The 25,985-nt window shown below is 73.8% G+C and carries 18 protein-coding genes; 12 read left to right on the forward strand and 6 right to left on the reverse strand.

Annotation, left to right across the window (positions count from 1 at the left end; translation table 11 throughout):
• The first annotated feature begins 32 nt into the window (after positions 1-32).
• From LH044_RS17615 to LH044_RS17630, 4 genes are all read left to right on the forward strand, one after another.
• A complete protein-coding gene (locus tag LH044_RS17615; protein WP_227756902.1) occupies positions 33-2,411 on the forward strand; it encodes an ATP-binding cassette domain-containing protein in 2,379 nt (792 codons plus the stop codon).
• Positions 2,412-2,581: 170 nt separating this feature from the next.
• Complete coding sequence (locus tag LH044_RS17620; protein ID WP_227756903.1) at positions 2,582-3,199, forward strand: TetR/AcrR family transcriptional regulator; 618 nt, start codon at positions 2,582-2,584, stop codon at positions 3,197-3,199.
• Positions 3,196-5,409 (forward strand): molybdopterin-containing oxidoreductase family protein, encoded by a 2,214-nt coding sequence (locus tag LH044_RS17625; RefSeq protein ID WP_227756904.1) that lies wholly within the window; start codon positions 3,196-3,198, stop codon positions 5,407-5,409. Before LH044_RS17620 ends, LH044_RS17625 begins: the two co-directional genes overlap by 4 nt.
• A 2-nt stretch (positions 5,410-5,411) precedes the next feature.
• Positions 5,412-5,642, forward strand: coding sequence for a hypothetical protein (locus LH044_RS17630; RefSeq protein WP_227756905.1), 231 nt, complete (start codon positions 5,412-5,414; stop codon positions 5,640-5,642).
• On the opposite strand, the gene LH044_RS17635 is transcribed toward LH044_RS17630, so the two are convergent.
• Complete coding sequence (locus LH044_RS17635; protein ID WP_227756906.1) at positions 5,639-6,550, reverse strand: oxidoreductase; 912 nt, start codon at positions 6,548-6,550, stop codon at positions 5,639-5,641. The genes LH044_RS17630 and LH044_RS17635 overlap by 4 nt on opposite strands.
• 257 nt (positions 6,551-6,807) lie before the next feature.
• Here LH044_RS17635 and nirB point away from each other — a divergent pair, with 257 nt between their 5' ends.
• The 6 genes from nirB (at position 6,808) to LH044_RS17665 (ending at position 16,437) form a co-directional block, all read left to right on the forward strand.
• Positions 6,808-9,417: a nitrite reductase large subunit NirB gene (nirB, locus tag LH044_RS17640; protein WP_227756907.1), complete on the forward strand. Its 2,610-nt coding sequence runs from the start codon at positions 6,808-6,810 to the stop codon at positions 9,415-9,417.
• Complete coding sequence (nirD, locus tag LH044_RS17645) at positions 9,414-9,770, forward strand: nitrite reductase small subunit NirD (protein ID WP_227756908.1); 357 nt, start codon at positions 9,414-9,416, stop codon at positions 9,768-9,770. The genes nirB and nirD overlap by 4 nt, the downstream gene beginning before the upstream one ends.
• 74 nt (positions 9,771-9,844) lie before the next feature.
• Positions 9,845-10,969 carry a uroporphyrinogen-III synthase gene (locus LH044_RS17650; protein ID WP_227756909.1) on the forward strand — a complete coding sequence of 375 codons (1,125 nt, stop codon included), beginning with the start codon at positions 9,845-9,847 and terminating at the stop codon, positions 10,967-10,969.
• A gap of 97 nt (positions 10,970-11,066) precedes the next feature.
• Positions 11,067-12,620 carry a NarK family nitrate/nitrite MFS transporter gene (locus LH044_RS17655; protein ID WP_227756910.1) on the forward strand — a complete coding sequence of 518 codons (1,554 nt, stop codon included), beginning with the start codon at positions 11,067-11,069 and terminating at the stop codon, positions 12,618-12,620.
• Positions 12,617-14,221 carry a DmsC/YnfH family molybdoenzyme membrane anchor subunit gene (locus LH044_RS17660; protein WP_227756911.1) on the forward strand — a complete coding sequence of 535 codons (1,605 nt, stop codon included), beginning with the start codon at positions 12,617-12,619 and terminating at the stop codon, positions 14,219-14,221. The genes LH044_RS17655 and LH044_RS17660 overlap by 4 nt, the downstream gene beginning before the upstream one ends.
• 68 nt (positions 14,222-14,289) lie before the next feature.
• The gene (locus tag LH044_RS17665) at positions 14,290-16,437 is read left to right on the forward strand and encodes a molybdopterin oxidoreductase family protein (RefSeq protein WP_227756912.1); all 2,148 of its coding nucleotides are present in this window, start codon (positions 14,290-14,292) and stop codon (positions 16,435-16,437) included.
• 9 nt (positions 16,438-16,446) lie between these two features.
• Here the strand turns inward: LH044_RS17665 and LH044_RS17670 are convergent, their stop codons facing one another.
• Positions 16,447-18,057, reverse strand: a complete 1,611-nt coding sequence (locus LH044_RS17670; protein WP_227756913.1) for an MFS transporter — start codon at positions 18,055-18,057, stop codon at positions 16,447-16,449.
• A gap of 139 nt (positions 18,058-18,196) precedes the next feature.
• On the opposite strand from LH044_RS17670, the gene LH044_RS17675 reads away from it, so the two are divergent.
• Positions 18,197-19,867: a SulP family inorganic anion transporter gene (locus LH044_RS17675; protein WP_227756914.1), complete on the forward strand. Its 1,671-nt coding sequence runs from the start codon at positions 18,197-18,199 to the stop codon at positions 19,865-19,867.
• 19 nt (positions 19,868-19,886) lie between these two features.
• Here the strand turns inward: LH044_RS17675 and LH044_RS17680 are convergent, their stop codons facing one another.
• Positions 19,887-21,266, reverse strand: a complete 1,380-nt coding sequence (locus LH044_RS17680) for a DUF2252 domain-containing protein (protein WP_227760123.1) — start codon at positions 21,264-21,266, stop codon at positions 19,887-19,889.
• A gap of 159 nt (positions 21,267-21,425) precedes the next feature.
• On the opposite strand from LH044_RS17680, the gene LH044_RS17685 reads away from it, so the two are divergent.
• Complete coding sequence (locus tag LH044_RS17685) at positions 21,426-22,013, forward strand: DinB family protein (protein ID WP_227756915.1); 588 nt, start codon at positions 21,426-21,428, stop codon at positions 22,011-22,013.
• Here LH044_RS17685 and LH044_RS17690 read toward each other — a convergent pair.
• The 3 genes from LH044_RS17690 to LH044_RS17700 form a co-directional block, all read right to left on the reverse strand.
• Positions 21,979-23,442 carry a DHA2 family efflux MFS transporter permease subunit gene (locus LH044_RS17690; RefSeq protein ID WP_227756916.1) on the reverse strand — a complete coding sequence of 488 codons (1,464 nt, stop codon included), beginning with the start codon at positions 23,440-23,442 and terminating at the stop codon, positions 21,979-21,981. The two genes, LH044_RS17685 and LH044_RS17690, sit on opposite strands and share 35 nt — an antisense overlap.
• Positions 23,443-23,534: 92 nt before the next feature.
• Positions 23,535-24,029 carry a winged helix-turn-helix transcriptional regulator gene (locus LH044_RS17695; protein ID WP_227756917.1) on the reverse strand — a complete coding sequence of 165 codons (495 nt, stop codon included), beginning with the start codon at positions 24,027-24,029 and terminating at the stop codon, positions 23,535-23,537.
• 134 nt (positions 24,030-24,163) lie between these two features.
• Positions 24,164-25,927 (reverse strand): NAD(P)/FAD-dependent oxidoreductase, encoded by a 1,764-nt coding sequence (locus tag LH044_RS17700; RefSeq protein ID WP_227756918.1) that lies wholly within the window; start codon positions 25,925-25,927, stop codon positions 24,164-24,166.
• Positions 25,928-25,985: the final 58 nt, after the last annotated feature.

Below are 25,985 nucleotides of genomic sequence, written 5' to 3' on the forward strand. Positions count from 1 at the left end.
GCCGGCCCCGTCCCGCGAGGAGATCACCGACCATGGCCACGAAGTCGCGCGCCCGGACGCCGCGGACCGCCGACAGCCACGACCTGATCCGCGTGCAGGGCGCCCGGGTCAACAACCTGAAGGACGTCAGCATCGAGCTCCCCAAGCGCCGGCTGACGGTGTTCACCGGGGTCTCCGGATCGGGCAAGAGCTCGCTCGTCTTCGGCACGATCGCCGCCGAGTCGCAGCGCCTGATCAACGAGACCTACAGCGCGTTCATCCAGGGCTTCATGCCGACGGTCGCCCGGCCCGAGGTCGACGTCCTCGAGGGCCTGACGACCGCGATCATCGTCGACCAGCAGCGGATGGGCGCCGATCCGCGCTCGACCGTCGGCACCGCCACCGATGCCAACGCCATGCTGCGGATCCTCTTCAGCCGGCTCGGCCAGCCCCAGATCGGCTCGCCCCAGGCGTTCTCGTTCAACGTCGCCTCCATGTCGGGCTCGGGAGCCGTCACGGTGGAGAAGGCGGGCGCCACGCAGCGGGAGCGGCGGAGCTTCAGCATCACCGGCGGCATGTGCCCACGGTGCGAGGGGAGGGGCGCCGTCAACGACATCGACCTCACCCAGCTCTACGACGACTCGAAGTCGCTCAACGAGGGCGCGCTCACGATCCCCGGCTACTCGATGGACGGCTGGTACGGCCGCATCTTCCGCGGGTGCGGGTACTTCGATCCCGACAAGCCGATCCGGAAGTACACCAAGAAGGAGATGCAGGACCTTCTCCACCGGGAGCCGACCAAGATCAAGGTCGAGGGCATCAACCTCACCTACGCGGGGCTCATCCCGACCATGCAGAAGTCGTTCCTCTCCAAGGACGTCGACGCGCTGCAGCCCCACATCCGGGCCTTCGTGGAGCGGGCGGTCACGTTCACCACGTGCCCGGACTGCGACGGCACCCGGCTGAGCGAGCTGGCCCGGTCGTCGAAGGTGGAGAGCCGCAACATCGCCGACCTCTGCGCGATGCAGATCAGCGACCTGGCCGAGTGGGTGCGCGACCTCGACGAGCCGTCGGTCGCGCCCCTGCTCGAGGCGCTGCGCGACACGCTCGACTCGTTCGTGGAGATCGGCCTGGGGTACCTGTCGCTCGAGCGGCCGGCCGGGACGCTCTCGGGCGGCGAGGCCCAGCGGGTCAAGATGATCCGCCACCTCGGCTCGTCGCTCACCGACGTCACGTACGTCTTCGACGAGCCGAGCGTGGGCCTCCACCCGCACGACATCCAGCGGATGAACGAGCTGCTCGTGCAGCTGCGCGACAAGGGCAACACCGTCCTCGTCGTCGAGCACAAGCCCGAGATGATCGAGATCGCCGACCACGTCGTCGACCTCGGCCCGGGCGCGGGCGCCGCCGGCGGCGAGATCGTCTACGAGGGCACGCTCGCCGGGCTCCGGCGCAGCGGCAGCCTGACCGGACGGCACCTCGACGACCGTGCGTCGCTCAAGGACGAGGTGCGCACCCCGACCGGCGCCCTCGAGGTCCGGGGTGCGAGCACCCACAACCTCCACGACGTCGACGTCGACGTCCCGCTCGGCGTGCTCGTCGTCGTGACCGGCGTCGCCGGGTCCGGCAAGAGCTCGCTCATCGGCGGTTCGGTCGCCGACCTCGAGGACGTGGTCGTGGTCGATCAGTCGCCGATCGGCGGCTCGCGGCGCAGCAACCCGGCGACCTACACCAAGCTGCTCGACCCGATCCGGAAGGCCTTCGCCAAGGCCAACAGCGTGAAGCCGGCGCTGTTCAGCGCCAACTCCGAGGGCGCCTGCCCCAACTGCAACGGCGCCGGCGTCGTCTACATGGACCTCGGGATGATGGCGGGGACCGCCACGCTGTGCGAGGTGTGCGAGGGCCGGCGCTTCGACGCCTCGGTGCTCGAGTACACCTTCGGGGGCAAGGACATCAGCGAGGTGCTGGCGATGTCGGTCGACGCGGCGCTCGCGTTCTTCGCCGAGGGCGACGCGGCCACGCCCGCCGCGCACCGGATCCTCGACCGGCTCCACGACGTCGGGCTCGGCTACCTGACGATCGGCCAGCCGCTCACCACGCTGTCGGGCGGTGAGCGCCAGCGGCTGAAGCTGGCGACCCAGATGGCGGGCGAGGGCGGCACCTACGTGCTCGACGAACCGACGACGGGCCTGCACCTGGCGGATGTCGAGCAGCTGCTCGGGCTGCTCGACCGCCTCGTGGACTCGGGCAAGTCGGTGATCGTGATCGAGCACCACCAGGCGGTCATGGCCCACGCCGACTGGATCATCGACCTCGGCCCCGGCGCCGGCCACGACGGCGGCCGCATCGTGTTCGAGGGCACCCCGGCCGACCTGGTCGCGGCCCGCTCGACGCTGACCGGCGAGCACCTGGCCGACTACGTCGCCCCCTGACCCGACCCGCCCCGACCCGACCCGCCCGCCGCCTGCCCGGCCCGCTCTGTTCCACCTTTTCGACGTTCCAGCGTCGAGATCGTGGAACAAAGCGGGCGGAGGGGAGCGGGGTGGTCCGGAGCCGACCAACAAACATGCGTGCATGCATGTAAATGGCTACGCTCTACGGCGTGGCAGGGAGGACCCAGGCCGAGCGGTCGGCGGCGACGCAGCAGCTGCTGGTCGACGCGGCGATCGGGCTGCTCGTCGATCGGGGCTGGGCCGCGACGACCGCCGTCGCCGTCTGCGAGCGCGCCGGCTGCTCCCGCGGGGCGCTGCTGCACCACTTCCCGAACCTGTCCGCGCTGCTGGCCCACGCGCTCGAGTCGCTCCACGAGGACTTCGCGTCGAGGGCCCGGATGCCGGCGACGACCGTGCGCGGGATCGTCGACGACGTCTGGCGCGCCGCCGGCGACCCCCGGTTCAAGGCCGTGCTCGAGGCCTGGTCCGCGGCGGCCAACGATCCCGAGCTGGCGACCGAGCTCGCACCGGCGATCGGCCGCTTCGCCGCGCTCGTGTCGCCGACCGGCCGGGCCCCGGGCAGCCCCGTCGCCGACGCCGACGCGCGGGCCTTCGTGCTGACGGCGCGGGAGGCGCTGCTCGGCCTCGCGCTCGGCCGGGCCTACGGCGGCGGGCGACCCCTCGGCCACGAGCGCGTCGTGCTCGACCGCCTGCGCGCCGAGGCCGACCGGATCGACGCCCGGCTGGACGCCCGAGTGCCCGCCGACGACGAGGAGGACCCCACGTGACGACCGCCGGGGCCCCGCCGCGCACCACCTACTCCGTGTGCTCGATCTGCGACATCGGCTGCCAGGTGCGGGCCGAGGCGGAGGACGGCCGACTGGCCCGGATCCTCCCGCACGACAACCCGTTCCTCGCCCGCAACATCTGCTTCAAGGGCACGGCCGCGCCCCAGGTCCACGGCCACCCGGACCGGCTCCGCACGCCGCTCAAGCGCGTCGGCGAGTGGGGCGCGGACCGCTGGGAGGAGATCACGCACGAGCAGGCGATCGCCGAGATCGCCGAGCGGCTCACGGCCACGATCGACCGGTACGGCCCCGAGTCGTGGGCGGTGTCGACGTCGGGCTGGAACACCCAGACCGCCCACGGGCTCGACCGCCGGCTGATGAACCTCGTCGGCTCGCCCAACTGGATCAGCGGCGTGGCGATGTGCGCGGGCAACACGGCCGCGGTCAACCGGCTCACCTACGGCTGGTTCCCGTTCCCCGACCTGATGTCGACGAACTGCATCGTGCTGTTCGGCCACAACCCGAGGAAGCACTCGTGGACGCCGGTGCACCACCTGATCGAGGCGGCGAGGGCGCGGGGCGCCACCGTGATCGTCCTCGACCCCCGGGTGTCGGAGCAGGCCGAGCGGGCCGACCTCCACCTGCGGCTGCGGGCCGGCACCGACGCCGCCATGTGCCTCGGCTGGCTCAAGGTCATCTTCGACGAGGGCCTCCACGACCGGGACTTCGTGCGCGACTGGTGCGTCGGCGTCGACGAGCTGCGGGCGCGGGTCGACGAGTACCCGCTCGAGCGCGTCGAGGCGATCACCGGCGTGGACCGCGAGCTGATCGCGGCGGCGGCCCGCGCCTACGCGACCGCCGACGGCGCGGTGATCCCGTGGACGCCGGTGACCGACCAGCAGATCTGCTCGACCTCGGCGATCCGCCTGCACTCCATCCTGCGGGCGGTCACCGGCAACCTCGACGTGGTCGGCGGCGAGCAGCTCCTGGCGCCCCACCCCGGCTGGGTGCCCGAGGCCGAGCTGCAGCTGCACGACGCCATCACGCCCGAGCAGCGGGCCAAGCAGCTGGGCTACGACACCCACCCCGCCTACACGTACCGCACCGCCGAGATGCTCACCGGTCCGATGGAGCGCGTGTGGGGCGTGCGCTGGATGGACCAGGTCATGGGCTGCCACATGGCCAACCCGTCCGAGGTCTTCCGGGCGATGGACACCGGCGACCCGTACCCGGTGAAGGCGTTCTTCGCGATCGGCAACAACGCCCTGCTCTCGTACCCGAACCAGCACCGGGTGCACCGGGCGCTGCGGGGCCAGGACCTCGTGGTGGTGCAGGACCTGTTCATGACGCCGACGGCGATGCTGGCCGACTACGTCCTGCCCGGCGACGCGTTCAGCGAGCGGCCCCACGTCGCCGACACCTGGGGCTGGGGGAACCGCCTGGCGCTCAGCGAGCAGGTGGTCGACCCGGGCGGCGAGATCCGCTCCACCTTCGCCCTCTGGCGCGACCTGGCACACGCGATGGGCCACGGCGAGCGCTTCCCGTGGGCGACGGTCGAGGACGTGCTCGACGAACGGCTCGCCCCGTCGGGCACCACGTTCGCCGAGTTCTCGGCGACGCGGATCATGGACGCCCCGGCGCCGTCGTTCCGCAAGTACCGCCGCACCGGCTTCGCCACCCCGACGGGGAAGGTGGAGCTGCGATCGTCGGTCCTCGCCCGCCTCGGGTTCGATCCGCTCCCGTACTTCCGTGAGGGCCCGGCGCCCGACGACCGCTTCCCGTACCGGGTGTTCACCGGCGTCCGCGAGGACCCGTTCTTCCAGACCGGCCAGCGCAACGTCGGGGTGCTCCGTCGGCGGTCGCCCTCGCCGAAGTTCTTCGTCCACCCCGACGACGCCGAGCGCGACGGGCTCGTCGACGGCCAGTGGGCCCGGCTCGAGACCTCGACCGGCGCGGTCGTTGCCAAGGTCTCCATCCGGGACTCGATGCTCCCCGGCCACCTCCGGGTCCCGCACGGCTGGTGGTACCCGGAGCTGCGCGGATCCGCCGAGCTCGCGGGCGCGTTCGTGTCGAGCGACGCGGTCCTCTGCCCCGACGACGACGAGCACCTGGACCTCGAGCAGGGCACGCCGCACTTCAAGGGCTTCCCCGGCCGTCTCGTCCCCGTCGACCCGCCGGCCGGCATGTCGCCGATCACCCTGGAGGGCTGACCGTGACCTCCCGCAGCGAGCTCGACCACCGCCGGCGCGAGGCGCAGGCCGCCCTGCTCGGCCGCGTCGCCGGCCGTGCGCTCACCCGGCGCACCACCGGGCTCGACGGGCTGGCCAAGAAGCTCGTCGCCGGCCGCGCCCCGACGGTCGGACCCGACCCCGAGCTCGACCACGACGACCCCGACTGGCAGGTCCCCGGACCCTCGACCCGGGACGGGTCGGACCGGACCTAGAGGGGGCGGACGCCGGTGAGCTCCTCGGAGCGGGCCCACAGCAGCGCCTGCAGGCCGCGGTCCTGGGAGCGCCGGCTCGAGCGCACGACGATCGGGTGGCCGCGCGTCTCGAACAACCGGTCGGGCCCGTAGTACTGGCCGCCGCCGGCCGTCGGATCGGTCGCGGCCCGCAGCGTCGGCAGGGCGCCCATCGCCGCGCTCTGCGCGAGCGCGGACAGCCTCGAGTGCATCAGGTCCGAGAACGGGACGTGGCGGGCGAGCTCGGTGTCGGAGCCGCCGGGGTGCGCGGCGAGCGCCGCGGTCGGCGCGCCCGCCGCCACGAGCCGCCGGTGCAGCTCGTAGGTGAACATCAGGTTGGCGAGCTTCGACCGCGAGTACGCGGCGAAGCGGTTGTAGCGGTCCTCGGCCCGGACGTCGTCGAGGTCGAACGCGAACGGCGCCCAGTGGCCGAGGCTCGCGACGGTCACGACGCGGGATCCGTCGACCCCGACGATGCGGTCGAGCAGCAGGCCCGTCAGCGCGAAGTGGCCCAGGTGGTTGGTCCCGAACTGCAGCTCGAAGCCCTCGGCCGTCAGCTGGCGCTCCGTGTACATCACCCCCGCGTTGTTCACGAGCAGGTCGATGCGCGGGTGCGCGCCGCCGATCGCCTCCGCGGCGGCCCGCACCGAGGACAGCGACGCGAGGTCGAGCTGCTGCAGCTCGAGCCGGGCGTCGGGCACGCTCGACGCGATGTCCTCGACGGCTGCGGCCCCCCGGTCGAGGCTCCGCACGGCGAGGACCACCGTGGCGCCGTGGGCCGCCAGCTGGCGGGCCGTCTCGAGGCCGAGGCCCGAGTTGGCGCCGGTCACGACGGCCACGCGGCCCGTCTGATCGGGGATGTCGTCTTCGTCCCAGCGTCCGTCCGCCATCCGTGCCTCCCGTCGGCGCCTGCGTCGGACAAGGCAAGCCGCCGGCACCCGCCGCGGCAACCCGGACGGTGCAGGTCGTCCCGGTCAGCGGTCGCCCGGGCCCGGTCGCACCCGACGGGTGTGCGAGCGACCTCACAGCGCCCCACCGGCGCTGTGAGGCGCCGCACATCGCGCGCCGCCGGTGGTTGAGGTGGCCGTCATCGAGCCGTCAACCCCCGGGAACGGCGGTGCAACGCCGACCTGGTGGGGTGGGCGCCATGTCCACGACCGAGCTGTCGAGCACCCCCTCCGACGTCCGATCCCGGCCCCGCGTCGTGGTCGTCGGCAACGGCATGGTCGGCCACCGCGTGCTCACCGAGCTCGTCGACCGCGGCGTCGCGCCCCACGTCGAGGTGGTGGTCGTCGGCGACGAGCGTCGCCACGCGTACGACCGCGTCGGCCTCAGCTCGCTGTTCGGCGACCGCACCCCTGAGGACCTGTCGCTCGTCGACGACGGATTCCACGAGGAGCACGGCATCGGGCTCGTGCTCGGGGACCCGGTCGACCGCATCGACCGGACGGCCCGCACCGTCACGACGGCGTCCGGCCGGCGGCTGGCGTACGACCAGCTGGTCCTCGCGACCGGGTCGACGCCGTTCGTCCCGCCGGTCGAGGGCAGCGACCTCGTCGGCTGCCACGTCTACCGGACCATCGACGACCTCGACGGCATCCGGGCCGACGCCGAGCGGCCCGGCGTCCGCCGGGGCGCGGTGATCGGCGGCGGGCTCCTCGGTCTCGAGGCGGCCGACGCGCTGCGCCGCCTCGGGCTCGAGACCCACGTGGTGGAGTTCGCGCCGCGGCTGATGCCCGTGCAGCTCGACGACGCCGGGGGCGCCGTCCTGCGGCGCCACGTCGAGGAGCTCGGCGTCGCCGTGCACCTCGAGCGGCAGACCACCCGGATCGAGGCCGACCCCGCGACCGGCCGGGCCGCCGGCCTCCGGTTCGCGGACGGGACCTCGCTCGACGTCGACCTCGTGGTCTTCTCGGCCGGGATCCGCCCGAGGGACCAGCTCGCCCGCGACGCCGGACTCGACCTCGGCCCGCGCGGCGGGGTGGCGGTCGACCGGCGCCTGGTGACCGCCGATCCCGCCGTGCTGGCGGTGGGCGAGTGCGCGGCGGTCGACGGTCGGACGTTCGGCCTCGTCGCGCCCGGCTACCGGATGGCCCGGGTCGCAGCGGCGGTGGTGGGCGAGGCGGTGGGCGCGCTGCCCGCGGGCACCGCCGAGCCGTTCGAGGACGGCGACCTGTCCACGAAGCTCAAGCTGCTCGGCGTGGACGTCGGCAGCGTGGGCGACATCCACGGCGGGCCGGAACCCGGCGGCGAGCGGCACTCGCTGCTGTGGACCGATCCGGCGGCCGGCGTGTACCAGCGCCTCGACGTCGACCGCGACGGGCGCGTGCTGGCCGCCGTGCTGGTCGGCGACGCCGCCCCGTTCGGCGAGATCCTGGCCCGGTTCCGCGGCGCCGAGGCCGTGGCCGATCCGTCGCACCTGCTCCGGCCGCCGGCGCCGCCCGACGGCGCGGACGGCCCGTCACGGGACCGGTCGATCTGCTCCTGCGAGAACGTCAGCGCCGGCTCGATCCTCGACGCCGTCGCCGGCGGGTGCTCGACGGTCGGGGAGCTGAAGGCGTGCACCAGGGCCGGGACCGGCTGCGGCGGGTGCGCCCCGGCACTCGACGAGCTGCTCGTCCGCGGGCTCCGCGAGCGCGGCGCCGAGGTCTCGGAGGCGCTGTGCGGCCACTTCCCGCAGGGCCGGGCGGAGCTGTTCGAGCTGATCCGGGCGTCGGGCACGCGGAGCTGGTCCGACGCGCTCGCCCGGTTCGGCGCGCCCGGGGCGGCGGGCGCGGCGGGCGCCGGCTGCGAGGTCTGCAAGCCGACCGTGGCGTCGATCCTGGCCTCGCTCGGTGGCGGCCACATCCTCGACGGCGAACAGGCCGCGCTGCAGGACACCAACGACCACTTCCTGGCCAACCTCCAGCGCAACGGCACGTACTCCGTGGTGCCCCGCATCCCCGGCGGCGAGATCACGCCCGAGCGCCTGATCGTCATCGGCGAGGTGGCCCGGGACTTCGGGCTCTACACCAAGATCACCGGCGGCCAGCGCATCGACCTGTTCGGTGCCCGGGTCGAGCAGCTCCCGGCCATCTGGCGGCGCCTCGTCGATGCGGGGATGGAGTCCGGCCACGCCTACGGCAAGTCGCTGCGCACGGTGAAGTCCTGCGTCGGCGAGACGTGGTGCCGCTATGGCGTGGCCGACTCGACGTCGATGGCCATCCGGCTCGAGGAGCGGTACCGGGGCCTGCGGTCCCCGCACAAGATCAAGATGGCCGTGTCGGGGTGCGCCCGGGAGTGCGCGGAGGCGCAGAGCAAGGACGTCGGCGTCATCGCCACCGAGCGGGGCTGGAACCTCTGGGTCGGGGGCAACGGCGGGGCCCGGCCCCGGCACGCCGAGCTGCTCGCGGAGGACCTCGGCGACGAGGAGCTCGTCCGCTGCATCGACCGCTTCCTCATGTACTACGTCCACTCCGCCGACCGCCTGCAGCGGACCGCCGCCTGGGTCGAGTCGCTCGACGGCGGCATCGACCACCTCCGCGACGTCGTGGTCGACGACGCCCTCGGCCTCGGCGAGGGGTTCCAGGCGCAGGTGCAGGAGCTCGTCGACGGCTACGAGTGCGAGTGGAGGGCGACGCTCGAGGACCCGGAGCGGCTCGCCCGGTTCGTCACGTTCGTCAACGCACCCGACGAACCCGATCCGACCGTCGTCTTCGTGCGGGAGCGCGACCAGATCCGGCCGGCCCGCGCCGACGAGCTGGCGGCGGTCCGATGACGGTCGCGACCGACCGCTGGACCGGGGTCTGCGCCCTGGACGACCTGGTCGCCGACCGCGGCGTCGCCGCGCTGGTCGACGGCCGCCACGTGGCGGTGTTCCGCCTCAGCGGGACGGGTGAGCTGTTCGCGATCGACAACGTCGACCCGTTCGCCGCTGCGTCGGTGCTGTCGCGTGGCCTGGTGGGGGCGGCCGAGGTCGACGGGCGGTGGGAGCCCTACGTGGCCTCGCCCCTCCGCAAGCAGCGCTTCCTGCTGCGGGACGGCGCCTGCCTCGACGACCCGTCGGTGCAGGTGGCGACCTTCGGGGTCCGGGTCGAGGCGGGAGTGGTCGAGGTCGCTCCCTCCCCTTGACGGCCCCGACGGCGGTCACCGTGGAGAGATGTGGCCGAAACCGGCCCGAAACGTCCTCCGAGCACACTCGCTCCGTGTTCCTCGGCGCGCTGAGCGGCTTCACGGTGGGCGTCACGGCCGACCGCCGTGCGGAGGAGCAGACCGAGCTGCTGGCCCGGCGCGGCGCCGAGGTCGTGTCGGGCCCGGTCATCCGGACCCTGCCGCTCAGCGACGAGCAGCCGCTGACCGAGGCCACGACCGCGCTGGTCGCCGAACCGCCCGACCACGTCGTGCTGTCCACGGCCCTCGGCGTCCGGGCGTGGTACTCGAGCGCCGAGGGGCTCGGCCTGCTGGACCCGCTCCGAGCGGTGCTCCGGGATGCGACCGTGATCGCCCGCGGCCCGAAGGCGGCCGGCGCCGCCCTCACCTACGGGCTCGACGTGGACTGGGTGACGCCGAACGCCACCTACGCCGAGGTCGTCGATCACCTCGCCGTGCGCCGACCCGCCGAGGGGGAGCGGCCACGGCGCGTCGCGCTCCAGCTGGACGGCGAGCGCTCGTCAGGTCTGGCCGACGCCCTTCGCGACCTGGGCTACGAGGTCGTGCCGGTCCCTGTCTACGAGTGGCACCTGCCCGACGACCTCGGTCCCGCCGAGCGCCTCGTCGCCGCGGCGGCCGAGCGGGCCGTCGACGCGATCACGTTCACGTCGGCCCACGCGGTGACGAACTTCGGCCACATCGCCGAGTCCTCGGGTCGGCTCGGCGCGGTCGTCGAGGCCGCAGCCGCCGGCGCGCTCTCGATCGTGTGCGTCGGGCCGGTCACTGCGGCCCGGGCGCGCTCGTTCGGCTTCGACACGTGCGTCGAGCCCGCCCACCCCCGGCTCGGCGCGATGGTGCAGGCGCTCGTGGTCGCGTTCACCGACCGGACGGTCGCGGTCGACCTCCAGGGCATCCAGGTGCTGCTGCAGGGGCGGCTGGTGTCGGCCGACGGCGGCCCGCCGATCCGCCTGACCGATCGAGAGCGGGCGCTGCTCGAGGCGCTGGCGCGTCGGCCCGGTGCGGTCGTGTCGAAGCGCAGCCTGCTGAACGAGGTGTGGGCGGGCGAGTCCGACGACCACGTGGTCGAGGTCACCGTCGCCCGGTTGCGCCGCCGCCTCGGTGCGGCCGGCGGCGGCATCGAGACCGTGGTGCGCCGTGGCTACCGCCTGGCCGCCAGCTGAGACCTCACAGCCGCCTGCTCCCGGCGTGCGACCGACGTCGCGACCACGTCACGCGAGGCACACGGAGGGGAAACGGCCGACCGCGACCATCGGGGCCATGACACCCCCCGCAGTCGACCACCCGCCCACGCGCCCGACGACGGGCTCGTTGATCGCCTCGATGTTCCGCCGGGGCCCGGCCCAACGGGTCCTCCACCTCACCTGGTTCGCCTTCTTCCTGACGTTCGTCGCGTGGTTCAACTTCGCCCCGTTCGCGACCACGATCGGCGGCCAGTTCGACCTCAGCACCGGGCAGCTGGTGACCCTCGGGCTCTGCAACCTGGCGCTCACCGTGCCGGCCCGCCTCGTCGTCGGCAGCCTGCTCGACCGGTTCGGCCCCCGCCGGACGTTCTCGGCGATCCTCCTGTACGCGACGGTGCCGTGTCTGCTCTTCGCCACCGCGCAGAGCTTCGAGGTGCTGGTGCTGAGCCGGCTGCTCATGGGCGTCGTCGGCGCAGGGTTCGTCGTCGGCATCCGGATGGTGGCGGAGTGGTTCCCACCGGCCGAGGTCGGGACGGCCGAGGGCATCTACGGCGGGTGGGGCAACTTCGGCGCCGCCGCGGCCGCGCTGACGCTCCCGGCGGTGGCCGGCGCGGTCGGCGGCCCCGCCGGGTGGCGGTGGGCGGTGGCGGGGACGGGGGTGGTCGCCGGCCTGTACGGCCTGGCCTACCTCCGCCTCGTGCGCGACACGCCCGACGGCACGCCGTACGCCCGGGCCCGCCGGGCCGCCGCGCTCGAGGTGACGAGCCGGGGAGCGGTCTGGGGGCTCATCGCCATGTCGGTGCCGCTCGCCGGGGCGCTCGTCGTGATCGCCTGGCGCATCTTCCACGTCGGGGTGATCTCCGCCGGAGCGCTCGGCGTGGCGGTGGCGGCCTCGCTCGTGCTGCTCGCCCTCCAGGTCACGAGCGTGTGGCGGGTCAACGAGCGGGCGCGGACCTCGACGTACCCGTCGGGGCAGCGGTACCCGTTCCGATCCGTGGCGGTCCTGTCGTTCGCCTACGCCTGCACGTTCGGCTCCGAGCTCGCCGCCGTGTCCTTCCTCCCCGAGTTCTTCGAGACGACCTGGGGGCTGTCGGCGGCGGTGGCCGGCGCGGCGGCCGCGGCGTTCGCGGTGATGAACCTCGTCTCCCGGCCCGGCGGCGGCCTGCTCTCGGACCTGGTGGCGAGCCGGCGCCGGTGGCTGTCCGTGCTGCTGGGTGGGCTCGGCGTGGGCTACCTCGTCCTCTCGCAGCTCAGCAGCGCGTGGCCGCTGTGGCTCGCCCTGGTGGCCGTGCTCGTCACGTCGGTCTTCGCCCAGGCCGGCAACGGCGCCGTGTACGCGATCGTCCCGCTCGTGCGGCGGCAGGCCAGCGGCCAGGTGTCCGGCCTCTGCGGCGCCTACGGCAACGTCGGCGGCATCGTGTTCCTCACGGTGCTCGTCGTCAGCTCCGCCCGCACGGCCTTCCTCGTCATGGGCGTGGCGAGCCTCTGCGCCTTCGTCGCCAGCCGGTGGCTGGTCGAGCCGTCGGCCAGCCACGCCGCGGCCCCGTCGCCCGAGCCGGATGGGGCCGCCGTCTCCGAGGACCCGGTCGTCGCAGGGCCGGTGCCGGTCGGCGCCGCGGTGGGCCGGTGAGGACCCTGGACGCCCGCTCGGCGGTCGAGCGCTTCGACGACTGGCACGACGACCACGAGGCGCGGTCGGTCGCCGGCGCGCGCTACGAGCGGGCGCTGCCGGCATCACCACCCGCCCCCGGCTCCCAGTACCGGTTCGAGGTCGACCTCGACCGCTGCAGCGGCTGCAAGGCGTGCGTCAGCGCCTGCCACTCCCTCAACGGGCTCGACGGGGGCGAGACGTGGCGGTCGGTGGGGCTGCTGGTCGGCGGCGGCGACGCCGCGCCCGTGTGGCAGCAGCACGTGACGACGGCGTGCCACCACTGCCTCGAGCCGGCCTGCCTCGCGGGGTGCCCGGTCGACGCGTACGAGAAGGACCCGGTGACGGGGATCGTGGCGCACCTCGACGACCAGTGCATCGGCTGCCGGTACTGCATGCTGACCTGCCCGTACGAGGTGCCGTCGTTCAACGACCGGCTCGGGATCGTGCGGAAGTGCGACATGTGCGCCGACCGGCTCACCGAGGGCGAGGCGCCCGCCTGCGTGCAGGGCTGTCCGACGGAGGCGATCTCGATCGGCGTCGTCGACACCGCCGAGCTGGCGGCGTCGCTCACGGTGGACGCCGACGAGCGGCTGGTGCCGACGGCTCCCAGGTCGGGGCTGTCGTCGCCGACCACCGTCTACCTGACGAGCCGCCCGGTGCCCGACGACGCGGTGGCCGCCGACGACCACCGGGTCGTGCCGGCGACCGGGCACCCGCCGCTGGTCGCGATGCTGGTGCTGACCCAGGTGTCGGTGGGTGCGGTCGTCCTCGGCGAGGCGATGGCCCTCGGCGCCGACCCCGTGGCCGACGCCGGGCGGCCCGCCGGTCCTGCGGTCGTGGCCTGGTCCGTCGCGATGGTGGCGATCCTGGCGAGCGTCCTGCACCTCGGCCGGCCGGGCGTCGCGTGGCGGGCGTTGCTCGGCGTCGGCCACTCGTGGCTGTCGCGGGAGATCCTGGCCTTCGGCGTCTACGCCGCCCTGGGCGGGGCCGCCGCGCTCGCCGCGACCGGCGGCGTGCCCGGTCCGCTCGCCACGACCCTCGGCGTGCTGACCGCGGTCAGCGGGGTCGCCGGCGTGGCGTGCTCGGCCCAGCTGTACGCGGTCACGGGCCGCGCGCTCTGGCGGCTCGACCGGACGCTGCTCCGCTTCGTCGTCACGATGGGCGTCGGAGGGGCCGCCGCCCTGGGCGCGGTCGTGGCGGTCGCGTCGGCGCTCGGGGCCGAGGGGTGGCGGGCCGACCAGGTCCGGGCGACGTCGACGGCGGTGGTCGTCGCGTCGACGGCGGCCGGCCTGCTCGGCGTGGCGTCGTTCCAGCGCCGCCACCGGGGCCGCCCGGGGCAGCTCGGTCGTTCGGTGCTCCTGCTCGACGGCCCGCTTCGACGGGACCGCCGGCGCGGCATCGTGCTCGCGGTGGCCGCCGCCGCGGTCGCCGTGGCGGCGCTCGCCACCGCGCCGGGCAGCACCGCCAGCGCCTGGTGCTGGCTCCTCGTCGCGGCCCTGGCCGTCGCGGCGTCCTGGGTCGAGCGGCACCTGTTCTTCGTGGCGGTCGCGCCGGACCGGATGCCCGGGGGGCTGCGGTGAGCCGGCGGCCCCGGCTCGTGCCCCCGCTGCGATCCCGCGGCGGGCGCCGCAGCGAGGAGCTGCGACGCGTGCCTGCGGCGCTCGACGGCGTCGTCCGCCAGGTCCCCGCGGCCCGGGCGCCCGAGCGCGTCGTCCGCTCGGTGTGCGGGTTCTGCAGCACGGGGTGCTCGCTCGACGTCCACCAGCGCGACCGGCGCGCCGTCAACGTGGTGCCGACGCGGGGCCATCCCGTCAACGACGGGTCGGCGTGCCCCAAGGGGTGGGAGGCGCTGACGCCGATGGTCGCCCCGGACCGGGCGACGCGCCCGCTGGTGCGGCGGGGCGGGCGGATGGTCCCGGTCGACTGGGGGGTCGCCTTCGAGACGTTCGCCGAGCGCGTGAAGGCCGTGCAGTCCGCGCACGGTCCCGACTCCGTCGCCTTCCTGTCGACCGGCCAGATCGTGACCGAGGAGATGGCGTTCCTCGGCGCGCTGGCGAAGTTCGGGATGGGTCTCGTGCACGGTGACGGCAACACCCGCCAGTGCATGGCGACCTCGGTGGCCGCGTACAAGGAGTGCTTCGGCTTCGACGCCCCGCCCTACGCCTACGACGACCTCGAGCGGTCCGACGTGGTCGTGCTCGTCGGGTCGAACCTGGCCATCGCCCACCCGATCCTGTTCGAACGGTTGCAGCGCAACCCCCACGCGCCGGAGGTGATCGTCGTCGACCCGCGGACCACCGAGACGGCGATGGCGGCCACCCTCCACCTGGCGGCGCGACCCAAGACCGACCAGGTGCTCCTCTACGGCATCGCCCGGGCGCTGATCGAGCGCGGTGCGGTCGATCACGCCTTCGTCAGCGAGCACACGTCGGGGTTCGAGCGCTTCGCCGCCGCCATCGGCCGCTACGACCCGGCGCGCGTGTGCGCCGAGACCGGGCTGGACGACGCCGACCTCCACCGGGCCGTCGACGCGATCGCCGCGGGGGAGCGGGTGTCGTTCTGGTGGACGATGGGCGTCAACCAGGGCCACGCCGCCACCCGCACCGCGCAGGCGATCATCGCCCTGGCGCTGATGACGGGCAACATCGGCCGGCCCGGCACCGGGGCGAACTCGATCACCGGCCAGTGCAACGCGATGGGGTCGCGCCTGTTCTCGAACACGGCGTCGCTGTTCGCCGGTCGCGACACCACCGACCCGGGCCACCGGCAGGAGGTGGCGGACGTCCTCGGCATCGACGTGGGTGCGATCGGCGACCGGCCGAGCCTCGCCTACGACCAGATCGTCGACGGCATCGAGGACGGGTCGATCCGCGGGCTCTGGATCGTGGCGACCAACCCCGTGCACTCGTGGATCGACCGCCGCCGGCTGGGCCGCCTGCTCGACCGGCTCGACGTGCTGGTCGTGCAGGACCTCTACGCCGACACCGAGACGGCCCGCCGGGCCGACGTGTTCCTCCCCGCGGCGGGCTGGGCCGAGAAGGAGGGGACGTTCATCAACTCGGAGCGGCGGATCGGACGGGTGCGCCCGGCGCACCGACCGCCGGGCCAGGCCCGCACGGACTTCGAGATCTTCCAGGGCATCGCGGAGTTCTGGGGGTGCGGGCCGATGTTCCGCCGCTGGCGCTCGCCGGCGGCCGTGTTCGACCTGCTCGCGGAGCTGAGCCGTGGCCGTCCGTGCGACATCACCGGGATCGGCGGCCACGCGGGCATCGGCGACGACGGCGTCCAGTGGCCGTGGACCGAGGCGGACGCGGCCGCCGCCCCCGACGGGCCCCCGCTCGAGCGGCGGCTGTTCGCCGACGGCCGGTTCCACACGCCCGACGGCCGGGCCCGGTTCATCCACGACGAGCCGAGCCCGCCGCACGACGCCACGTCCGACGACCTGCCGCTGATCCTGCTGACGGGTCGGGGCACCTCGGCCCAGTGGCACACCCAGACCCGCACGGGTCGGTCGCCGACGCTGGCCGCGCTGGCCCCGGCGCGCCTGCACCTCGAGATGTCGCCGCACGACGCCCGGCAGCGCGGGCTGCGGTCGGGGCAGGACGTCACCGTCCGCTCCCGCCGCGGGGCGCTGACCGCCGCCGTGTTCGTCACACCGACCTTGCAGCCGGGCCAGGTGTTCCTGCCGATGCACGACCCCGCCGTCAACGCGCTCACCGCGCCGGGGTTCGACCCGTGGTCCCGGCAGCCCGCGTACAAGCACACCGCGGTCGAGGTGGTCGCGGCGCCGGGCTGACGACGGCCCTCAGCCCGCAGCCGCAGCGGCCGGCGCACGCTCGTCGTCGTCGCGCGGCACGGTGTCGGGGAGGTGTCGGGTCGACATCAGCGACAGCAGGGCGAGCACGCCCGTCGCCAGCAGACCGGTCTTCAGCGCCCGCAGCTGCGCCTGCTCGTAGTCGTCGACGATGGCGTCGGCCGACCCCTCGTCGATGCCGGCCTCCTCCGCTGCGGCGGCGAGCTGGTCGCTCGCGACGAAGTCGACGCCGTCGCCGGCGGCCACGCTCACCTGCTGGGCCACCTCGGGCGCGATGCGCTCGTCCTCGGCGATGCGGTCGATGAACACGTTGGTGAGCCCGGCGAGCACGAGCGCCCCGATCAGAGCGACGCCGACCGAGGAGCCGAGCTGCTGGCCCGTGTACTGGAGCCCGCCGGCCTCGCCACGCCCCGAGGCGTCGACCGAGGACTGCACCACGTTCCCGAGCTGCGAGACGATCAGCCCCATGCCGATGCCGAGCACGGCCATCGACACGCCGAAGCCGAGGTCGCGGAGCTCGGGGTCGATCGTGGCGAGGAGGATCGCGATCGCCACGGTGGCCGTGAGCAGGCCGGTCCGCACGATCGTCCGGACCGGGACGCGCGACGACAGCCGGGACCCGAGCGCCGAGAAGGCGAACATCGTGATCGAGATCGGCAGCATGCGGAGGCCCGTCTCGAGCGCGTCCAGCCCGATCACCAGCTGCAGGTAGAGCGGCACCACGAAGAACACGCCCATGAGCACGAGGTTCTGGGTGAACAACCCGACGAGCCCGGCCCGCAGGGGCAGCACCGAGAACAGGCGCAGGTGGACCAGGGGGTCCTCGCCCCGGTCCTCCCGGCGGTGCGACCACGCGGCGAACGCCCACAGCAGGACGGCGCCGCCGATCACGACGAAGACCGCGAGCGAGAACCCGAACGGCTCGACCGGCGAGTCCTTCGGGGTCAGGAAGCCCCACGTGCTCGACTGCAGGATCCCGAGCACCATCGCCCCGATGCCGGCGGCCGACAGCACGGCGCCCACGACGTCGAGCTTCGGGGCGGGCCCGTCGCGCCGAGCGTCGGCGACCTTCGGGGTGAGCGCCAGGATGACCGCGACGAGCACGACCTCGCCGATGAACACGACGCGCCACGTCAGCTCGGTGGTGGCCCACCCGCCGAGGATGGGCCCGATCGCGATGCCGGCCCCGGCGACGCCGCCGATCACCGCGTATGCCGCCTTCCGCTGGGCCCCCTCGAAGTTGCCGGCGATGAGCGCGGCCATGGCGGGCAGGACGAGCGCCGCACCGATGCCCTCCAGCACCGACCAGCCGAGGGCGAGGATGCCGACGGTGGGGGCGAGCGCGGTCGTCGTCGATCCCACGGCGTAGATGACCAGCCCGATGACGAACGCCTTCCGGCGACCGATGATGTCGCCGATCTTCCCGCCGGTGAGCATCAACATGGCCATGACCAGGCAGTAGAGGGTGATCACGGCCTGGATCGTCGGGACGGTCGTGTCGAAGTCGTCGACGAGCTGGCTGATCGAGACGTTCATGACCGACTGGTCGAGCACCATCACGAACTGGGCGGTGGCCAGCGCCACGAGCGCCGTCTTCTTCATCCGGGGTCCACCGTCCTGCGCCCGACGTCGCGACCTGCGCCGGGCGGTGGCGCTCCCACCCGATGGTGTGTGCTTGTCTACATCACGGCCGCCGCAGGGTCAGGCGGGTGGCACCCGGGACGGGGGAGAGGAGGTGGCGATGCTCGAGCGGTGGGCCCCGGGGCTCGTGACGCTGCGGCACTACGAGCGCGGCTGGCTGCGGTTCGACCTCGTCGCCGGGGTCGTCCTCGCCGCCATCCTCGTCCCGCAGGGCATGGCGTACGCCGAGCTGGCGGGCCTGCCGTCGGTCACCGGCCTCTACACGACGATCGCCTGCCTCGTCGCGTACGCCGTGTTCGGGCCGTCGAAGGTGCTCGTCCTCGGACCCGACTCGTCGGTGTCGCCGCTGATCCTGGCGTCGATCACGCCGCTGATCGTGGTCGGGGACCCCGGCAGCGCGATCGCGCTGGCCGGCATGCTCGCCGTCCTGGTCGGGCTGATCGAGATCGGCCTCGGGGTCGCCAAGCTCGGCTTCGTCGCCGACCTGCTCTCGAGCGAGGTGCGCGTCGGCTACCTCAACGGCCTGGCGATCACGATCATCGTCGGCCAGCTCCCGAAGCTGTTCGGGTTCTCGACCGACGCCGACGGCTTCGTCGACGAGGTCAGGGCGTTCGTCGACGGGCTGGGCGGACGCAACACGGCCACGCTCGTCACCGGCCTCGCGGTGCTCGTCGTGCTGCTCGTCCTGCCGCGGCTGACCACCCGGATCCCGGCGGTGCTCGTCGCCGTGGTCGGCGTGACGATCGCATCGGCCGTCCTCGACCTGGCGGCTGACGGCGTCGACACCGTCGGCACGCTGCCCCAGGGGTTCCCGACCCCGTCGCTGCCGTGGACCGACGCGTCGGACGTGCTGGCGCTGGCGGTGGGCGCCATCGGCATCACGCTGGTGTCGCTGACGGACACGATCGCCACCTCGTCGAGCTTCGCGGCACGTCGCGGCGACGAGGTCGACGCGGATGCCGAGATGGTCGGCGTGGGAGCGGCCAACGTCGCGGCAGGGTTCTTCCAGGGCTTCGCGGTGTCGGTGAGCGGTTCGCGCACGGCGGTCGCGGACCAGTCCGGCGCGCGCTCCCAGGTCACCGGTCTCGTCGGCGCCGGGCTGGTGGCGCTCCTCCTCCTGGTGTTCAACGGGCTGCTCGCGGATCTGCCGCAGGCGGCGCTCGCGGCGGTCGTCATCGGGGCGGCGTTGTCGCTCATGGACGTGGCCGCGGTGGTGCGCTTCGCCCGCCTGCGTCGGTCGTCGTTGGTGATCAGCCTGGTCGCGAGCGCCGGGGTGGTCTTCCTCGGCGTGCTGCAGGGCATCGTCGTGGCGATCGTGCTGGCCATCCTCCTGTTCTTCCGGCGCAACTGGTGGCCCCACGGCGAGGTGCTGGGAGAGGTGCCCGACGTGGGCGGCTGGCACAGCCTGTCGGTGTACCCCGACGCCCGCCAGGTCGAGGGGATCGTGGTCTTCCGCTGGGAGGCGCCGCTGTTCTTCGCGAACGCCGGGCAGTTCCGGGACCAGGTCCGGGCGCTCGTGCGCGAGAGCGAACCCGACTTCGTGGTCCTGCAGTGCGAGGCGGTGACCGACATCGACGTCACCGCGGCCGAGGTCCTCAAGGACCTCGACGAGGAGCTCAACGCGAAGGGGGTGCACCTCGCGTTCGTGGAGCTCCGGGACCGCCTCCGCGACCTGATCGTCCGCTACGAGCTGCAGACCACGCTGCAGGCGGAGCACTTCTTCCCGAGCGTCGAGGTCGCCGTGCGCGAGCTCGACGCCGAGCGGTCGTGAGCGCCGGCGCCGGCCCCGGTCAGCGGAACGCCTGCTGGTCGCGCTCGTTCTGGTCCGCGTAGCGGGCGGCGAACTCGACGAGCGACGCCGTCATCGTGCGGCCCTTGCCGAGGTAGGCCGCGAGCGCCACGCTGTCGCCGGTCCGGGCGTGCGCCCTCGCCATGCACCGTCCGCACACCGCGGCGTAGACGGCCATCGCACTCGGCAGCATCTTCTCGAGGTCCGCCGAACCCTTCCAGTCCCAGAGCTGGCGGAAGTAGTAGTCGCGGGGCACGCCGTCGGCGCCGGCGACCTGCTCCCAGCCGAGGAAGACGTCGGGCGACGACTGGATGAGCCGCTGGCCCTCGACCACCCGCTGGCCGTGCTGGCCGAACCGGCTGCGGCCCAGGTAGGGCTCGAGCACCGAGGTCTGGGCCTCCTTCACCTGCAGGAAGAGCGGGTCGCGGTCGTCGTCGCCCACGAGCAGCGCCACCCAGCAGCGGGTGCCGACGCTGCCGACGCCGACCACCTTCCTCGCCAGGTCGACGAAGCGGTACCGGTCGAGGAGGGCCCGCCGGTCGAGGGGCAGCGTGCGCCGGTACATCCGCAGCGCGTGGTCGATCGTCCCCATGAGCCGGGCGGCCTCGTCCGCGCCGAACAGCTCGCTCACCGGGACGAGCACCGGCGGGTCGCTGCGGAACCGCGGCTCGCCGTCGGTGACCTGGACCAGCCGGTCGAAGGCGCGGAGGCGGTCCTTGCTGCGCGCCTTCTCCACGTTGTGCTGGAAGCGGCGCATGACCTCCTTCGACGCGCCGCCGCCCCATCGGGCAGCGATGTCGTCGACCGTCATCCGGTCGTACCAGACGTCGAGGTGGCCCATGCGGGAGTACTCGCGCATGGCCCCGACGTAGGCCAGCACCGCGTCGGTCACGATCAGCACGCGGTCGGGATCGTCGAAGCCGCGATCGCGCGCCGCGACCTCGAAGCTGGCCACGAGCCGGAGCAGGTCCCACTCGAAGGGGCCGGGCAGCGTCTCGTCGAAGTCGTTGAGGTCGAACACCTGGGCCCGGTCGGGCGACGCGAAGATCCCGAAGTTGGCGAGGTGGGCGTCACCGCAGAGCTGGACCTCGAGCCCGGTGCGGGGCATCGGCGCCAGGTCGGCGGCGAACACCGCGGCGGCGCCGCGGAAGAACGTGAAGGGCGTGGCCGCCATGCGCTCGTGCCGCAGCGGCACCAGGTCCTGGGCCCGGCTGGCATCCTGCGCGTCGAGCACCGCGACCGGGTCGCGGTCGGGGGTCGGCGTCCAGTCGCCGAGCGATGACCTCGGCACCGCCTCGCGGACCGCCCGCCCCGCCGCAGCCCGGTCCGCCGCGCGGGCGAGACCGCCCGCCTCCCTGACCTCGCCGCCCTGGCTCACCATGGTCACCTCCGAGGGATCCTGTGGTCACCCAGCAGACCACGGCCGGGCCCGGAGGTCCACGCAGGCCACCTGGGCCCGACGGCGTCCGTTGCGGCCACCTCGTGACCTCGTGGTCCGCGAGGGTGGAGGTGCCATCGAGCCCGCCGAACGGAGGCACCCATGGATCCCACCACCACCGAAGCCGACGCCGCCCCTGCGCTCGACGACGAGCGGGCCGACCTGCTCGCCGAGCTCGCCACCGTCCGGGCCGCCCTGGCCGCCACGGTCGACGGCCTCGGCGACGAGCAGGCCGGCGAGCACCCGACGGCCAGCGCGCTGTGCCTCGGTGGCCTCATCAAGCACGTCGCGTCGGTCGAGGAGGCGTGGATGAGGTTCGTGGTCGACGGGCCGTCCGCGATGTCCTACGAGCTGCCCGACGGCGTGACGTGGGACGACTTCATGTCCGGCACCGCCGCCGCGTACCCGCAGTGGGCCATCGACCGCGAGGCCGACTTCCAGATGCAGCCCGGCGACACGATCACCTCGGTGCTCGACCGCTACGAGCGGGCGGCGGCGAGGACGGAGGAGGTCGTCGCCTCGGTCCCGGACCTGTCGGCCTCCCACCAGCTCCCCGAGGCGCCGTGGAACGAGCCCGGCGCCCGGCACAGCGTGCGCCGGGTGCTGGTGCACGTCATCGCCGAGACCGCCCAGCACGCGGGGCACGCCGAGATCATCAGGGAGACGATCGACGGTCGGACGACGACCTGACGAGGGCCGGCGCCGGTCTGGGGATGAACGCGCCGACCACGCCCGAGAGCAGCGCCATGGCGGCGACGTACAGCCACAGGTGGTCGAACGCCTCGAGCTGGCCGGCCACGGAGGTCGGCTCGCCCAGCACGACGACGAGCACCGCGACGCCGATCGCTCCGCCGACCTGGCGGGCGGTCTGGTTGACCGCGCTGCCGACCGCGTAGCGCTCCGGTGGCAGCGTCGAGACGGCGGCCGCGCTGAGCACGGGGAAGGTGAGCCCGATGCCGAGGCCGGTGACGAGGGTGCCGGGCAGCCAGTCCCGCACGTAGTCCGGCGTCGTACCGACGAACGCGACGTACCAGAGCAGCCCGGCCGCGAAGCAGGCGGCACCGGTCAGCAGCAGGGGACGGAACCCGACCCGTCCGGCGAGGCGCCCCGCCGGTCCGGCGACGACGGCGACCACGATCGGTCCGGGCGTGACCGCCAGGCCGGCCCACATGATCGACCAGCCCCACACGCCGGTGAGGAACAGGATGTTGCCGAGGAGCATCGCGAAGAACCCGGTGGCGTAGACGAACGTCGCCAGGTTGGCGACCACGAACGAGCGGTCGTGGAACAGCGCCGGGTCGACGACCGGGTCGGGGTGGCGGCGGGAGCGCTGCACGAACCACACGGCCGCGATGACCGCGACGACCGCGGCGCCGACCGTCCTCGGATCGGTCCAGCCCCACTCGGGCCCTTGCGAGATCGACAGCACGAGCGAGCCGACCGCGACGGTGATGAGGGCGACACCGCCGAGGTCGGGACGGCCCGACGCCTCCTGCGGCCTCGACTCGGTCAGCACACGACGGCCGAGCACGGCGACGAGCACGCCGACCGGGAGGTTGACGAGGAACGCCCAGCGCCATCCGCCGAGCGACACGATCGCCGCCCCGAGCGACGGCCCGGTCGCCACCGCGAGGGCGCCGACGCCGCCCCAGAGCGCCACCGTCTGGGTCCGGCGCTCCGGCGGGTAGGCGCCGATCAGCAGCGCGAGCGACGCCGGCACCATCAACGCGGCCCCGGCGCCCTGGAGCGCCCGGCTCGCGACCAGGAAGCCGACGCCGGGGGCGACGCCGCACAGGAGCGAACCGGCGAGGAACACGGCCAGGCCGCCCATGAACGTGCGGCGCCGACCGAGGCGGTCGCCCATCCGCCCGCCGGTCACGAGCAGCGCCCCGAACACGATCGTGTAGGCGGTGATGACCCACGACAGCTGCGCCTGGCTGGCCGCCGGGTAGGACGCCTCGAGGTCGGGGAACGCGACGTTGACGATCGAGAGGTCGAGCGCCGCCATGAAGGACCCGAGGGCGGTCACCACGAACACGGCGCGCCGGCTCGCCTCGGCGGGCGGCGCCGGTGCCGCGGACGTGGCCGGCGGGCTGGTCGGGTCGCTGGCGTTCCTCATGTGGGGGCCTCCGTCGGAGTGGGTCTCTTCATCGAACTCACCGGGCGCACCGGTCCGCCGGTCGGAGGCGGGACGGCGCGCCGGCCGCGTGGTCAGCCGGAGCGGGCCGGGTCGAGCGCCGTGCGGTCGAAGCCGCGCGGCGCCGCGCCGGGGCCGACCTCGGCGACGACGGAGTGCACGTCCAGGCGCTCGCCGCAGTGCGTGCAGGTGGGGACGGCCTCGGTGAGCTCGCCGCAGCTGCGGTGGCGGACCTCGAGCGGCGGCCCGTCGGGAGCCGCCCAGCGGTCGCCCCACTGCCGCATCGCCGTGACGACCTGCCAGAGGTCGCGACCCTTCTCGGTCAACCGGTACTCCGACCGCGGCGGGTGGTCCTGGTAGGGGACCCGGACGAGCACGCCGTTGTCGACCAGGTGGATCAGCCGCTGGTTGAGGACGTTGCGGGAGATGCCCAGGCGGTCCTGGAAGTCGTCGAAGCGCGTGACGCCGAGGAAGGCGTCACGCACGATGAGGAGGCTCCACCACTCGCCCACGACCTCGAGGCACTGGGCCACGGAGCAGTGCATGTCCTCGAAGCTGGTCCGGCGCACGCGGTCACCGTAGTGAGTTCTTTCATAGAACGCAATGCTCGGGCCGGTGTTCCAGGAGGGGGTGCGCCCAGGACGGGGTGCGCGGAGGACCGGCTTCGGGCACGGCCAGGACCGGCGCCGGCCGGGGCGGTCGGTCAGGCGACGGGGTCGGCGGCGACGCGGCCGGCGCGCACGTCGGGCGCCGGTGTCGGATCGGGCGAGTAGGCCGGTCGCCCGTGCGGCTGCATGCCCCGGTCGGCGAAGTACTGGTGCAGCAGCTGGATGGCGATCGAGCCCTCGCCGACCGCGGAGGCGACGCGCTTCACGGCGCCGTGGCGCACGTCGCCGGCCGCGAACACGCCCGGCATGCTCGTCTCGAGGAGGAGCGGCCGCCGCTCGAGCGGCCAGGCGCCGTCGTCGGGGACGTCCTGTCCCGTGAGGATGAAGCCCTGCTGGTCGCGCTCGACCGCATCGGGGAGCCACTCGGTGCACGGCTGCGCGCCGATCAGCAGGAACAGCCCGTGGGCATCGACCGTCGAGCGCTCGCCGGAGTCCCGGTCCTCGAGCACGAGGTGCTCCAGGCGTCCCTCGCCGCCCCCGCCGACCACCTCGGTCCGCGCCAGCACGTCGATGTTGTCGGTCGCCTCGATCTGGCGGACGAGGTACTCCGACATCCCGGCCCGGAGCGATCCGGCGCGCACCACGAGGGTCACCCGCTTGGCGTACCTCGACAGGTGCAGCGCGGCCTGGCCGGCGGAGTTGGCGCCGCCGACGATGTACGCGTCGCCGCCGGTCATCGACGACGCCTCGGAGGTCGAGCTGCCGTAGTAGACGCCCGCGCCAGTGAGCGCCTCGAGCTCGGGGACGCCGATCCGCCGGTAGCTGGCGCCCATCGTGAGGAGCACCGCCCCCGCCCTGATCGTCCCGCCCTCGGACAGCGTGAGGACCACGTGGTCGCCGTCGCGCTCGATGCCGGTGACTTTCTGCATGAAGGCGAAGTCGGCGCCGAACACCCAGGCCTGGTTGTAGGCGCCCTGCGCGAGCCGGCGGCCGCTGATGCCGCGGGGGAAGCCGAGGTAGTTGCGGATCAGCGAGCTCGACGTCGCCTGGCCCCCGACGCCGCCCTGGTCGACGACGAGCGTGCCGAACCCCTCCGACGCGCCGTACACCGCGGCCGAGAGCCCGGCCGGGCCGGCGCCGACGATCACGACGTCGAGCTCGACCTGCTCGAGGTTGGCCGGCGTCGGCGACCCGGCCGCCTCGGCGATCTCGAGGTTGGTCGGGTCCTGCAGCACCTGGCCGTTCGGGAACACGATGAGCGGGAGCTGCGGCGCCTCGCCGGCCCGCTCGACGAGCTGGCGGCCCTCGGTCGAGTCGGCCAGGCAGAAGTGGTGCGCGATCGCGCACTGCTGGAGGACCTCGCGCAGCTCGTGGGCACGTCCGGACCACGTCTCGCCGACGATGTGGACGGTGTAGGGGGCGGCGCGCTGGGACTCCGCCCAGTCGAGGAGCAGGCCCGACATGGTCTGGTGGAACAGCTCGTCGGGCGACTCCGCCGGGCGCAGCACGTAGTGGTCGAAGCGGCCGTGGGAGATGCCCTCGAAGATCGCCTCGCCCGACGCCTTCTGGCCCCAGTCGCCGTAGGAGATCAGCAGGCCGCGCATCGATCGGGGGTGGAGCCGCCGCACCTCTGTCAGGAAGTCGCTGCCCGTCATGCCCGACAGCCACTGCGCAGCGAGGACGAGCGCGACGTCGTGGCCGTCGGCGGCGAACGCCTCGAGCTGCTCCCGGGCCTCGATCGGCGAACGCAGGCACACGACGGTGTAGTGGCGGCCGTAGCGGTCGTGGAGCTCGCGCTCCACGTCGCACAGCCCGGTGGGGTCGTCGTCGACGGCGAGCAGGACAGGCGGCGCGGCCATGCGGGGCACTCTACGTTCCCTGCCGCGTCGACGACCCGGAGTTCGCCATGGCCTCCGG

This window comes from Dermatobacter hominis, from assembly GCF_020715685.1.
GTDB lineage: Bacteria > Actinomycetota > Acidimicrobiia > Acidimicrobiales > Microtrichaceae > Dermatobacter > Dermatobacter hominis.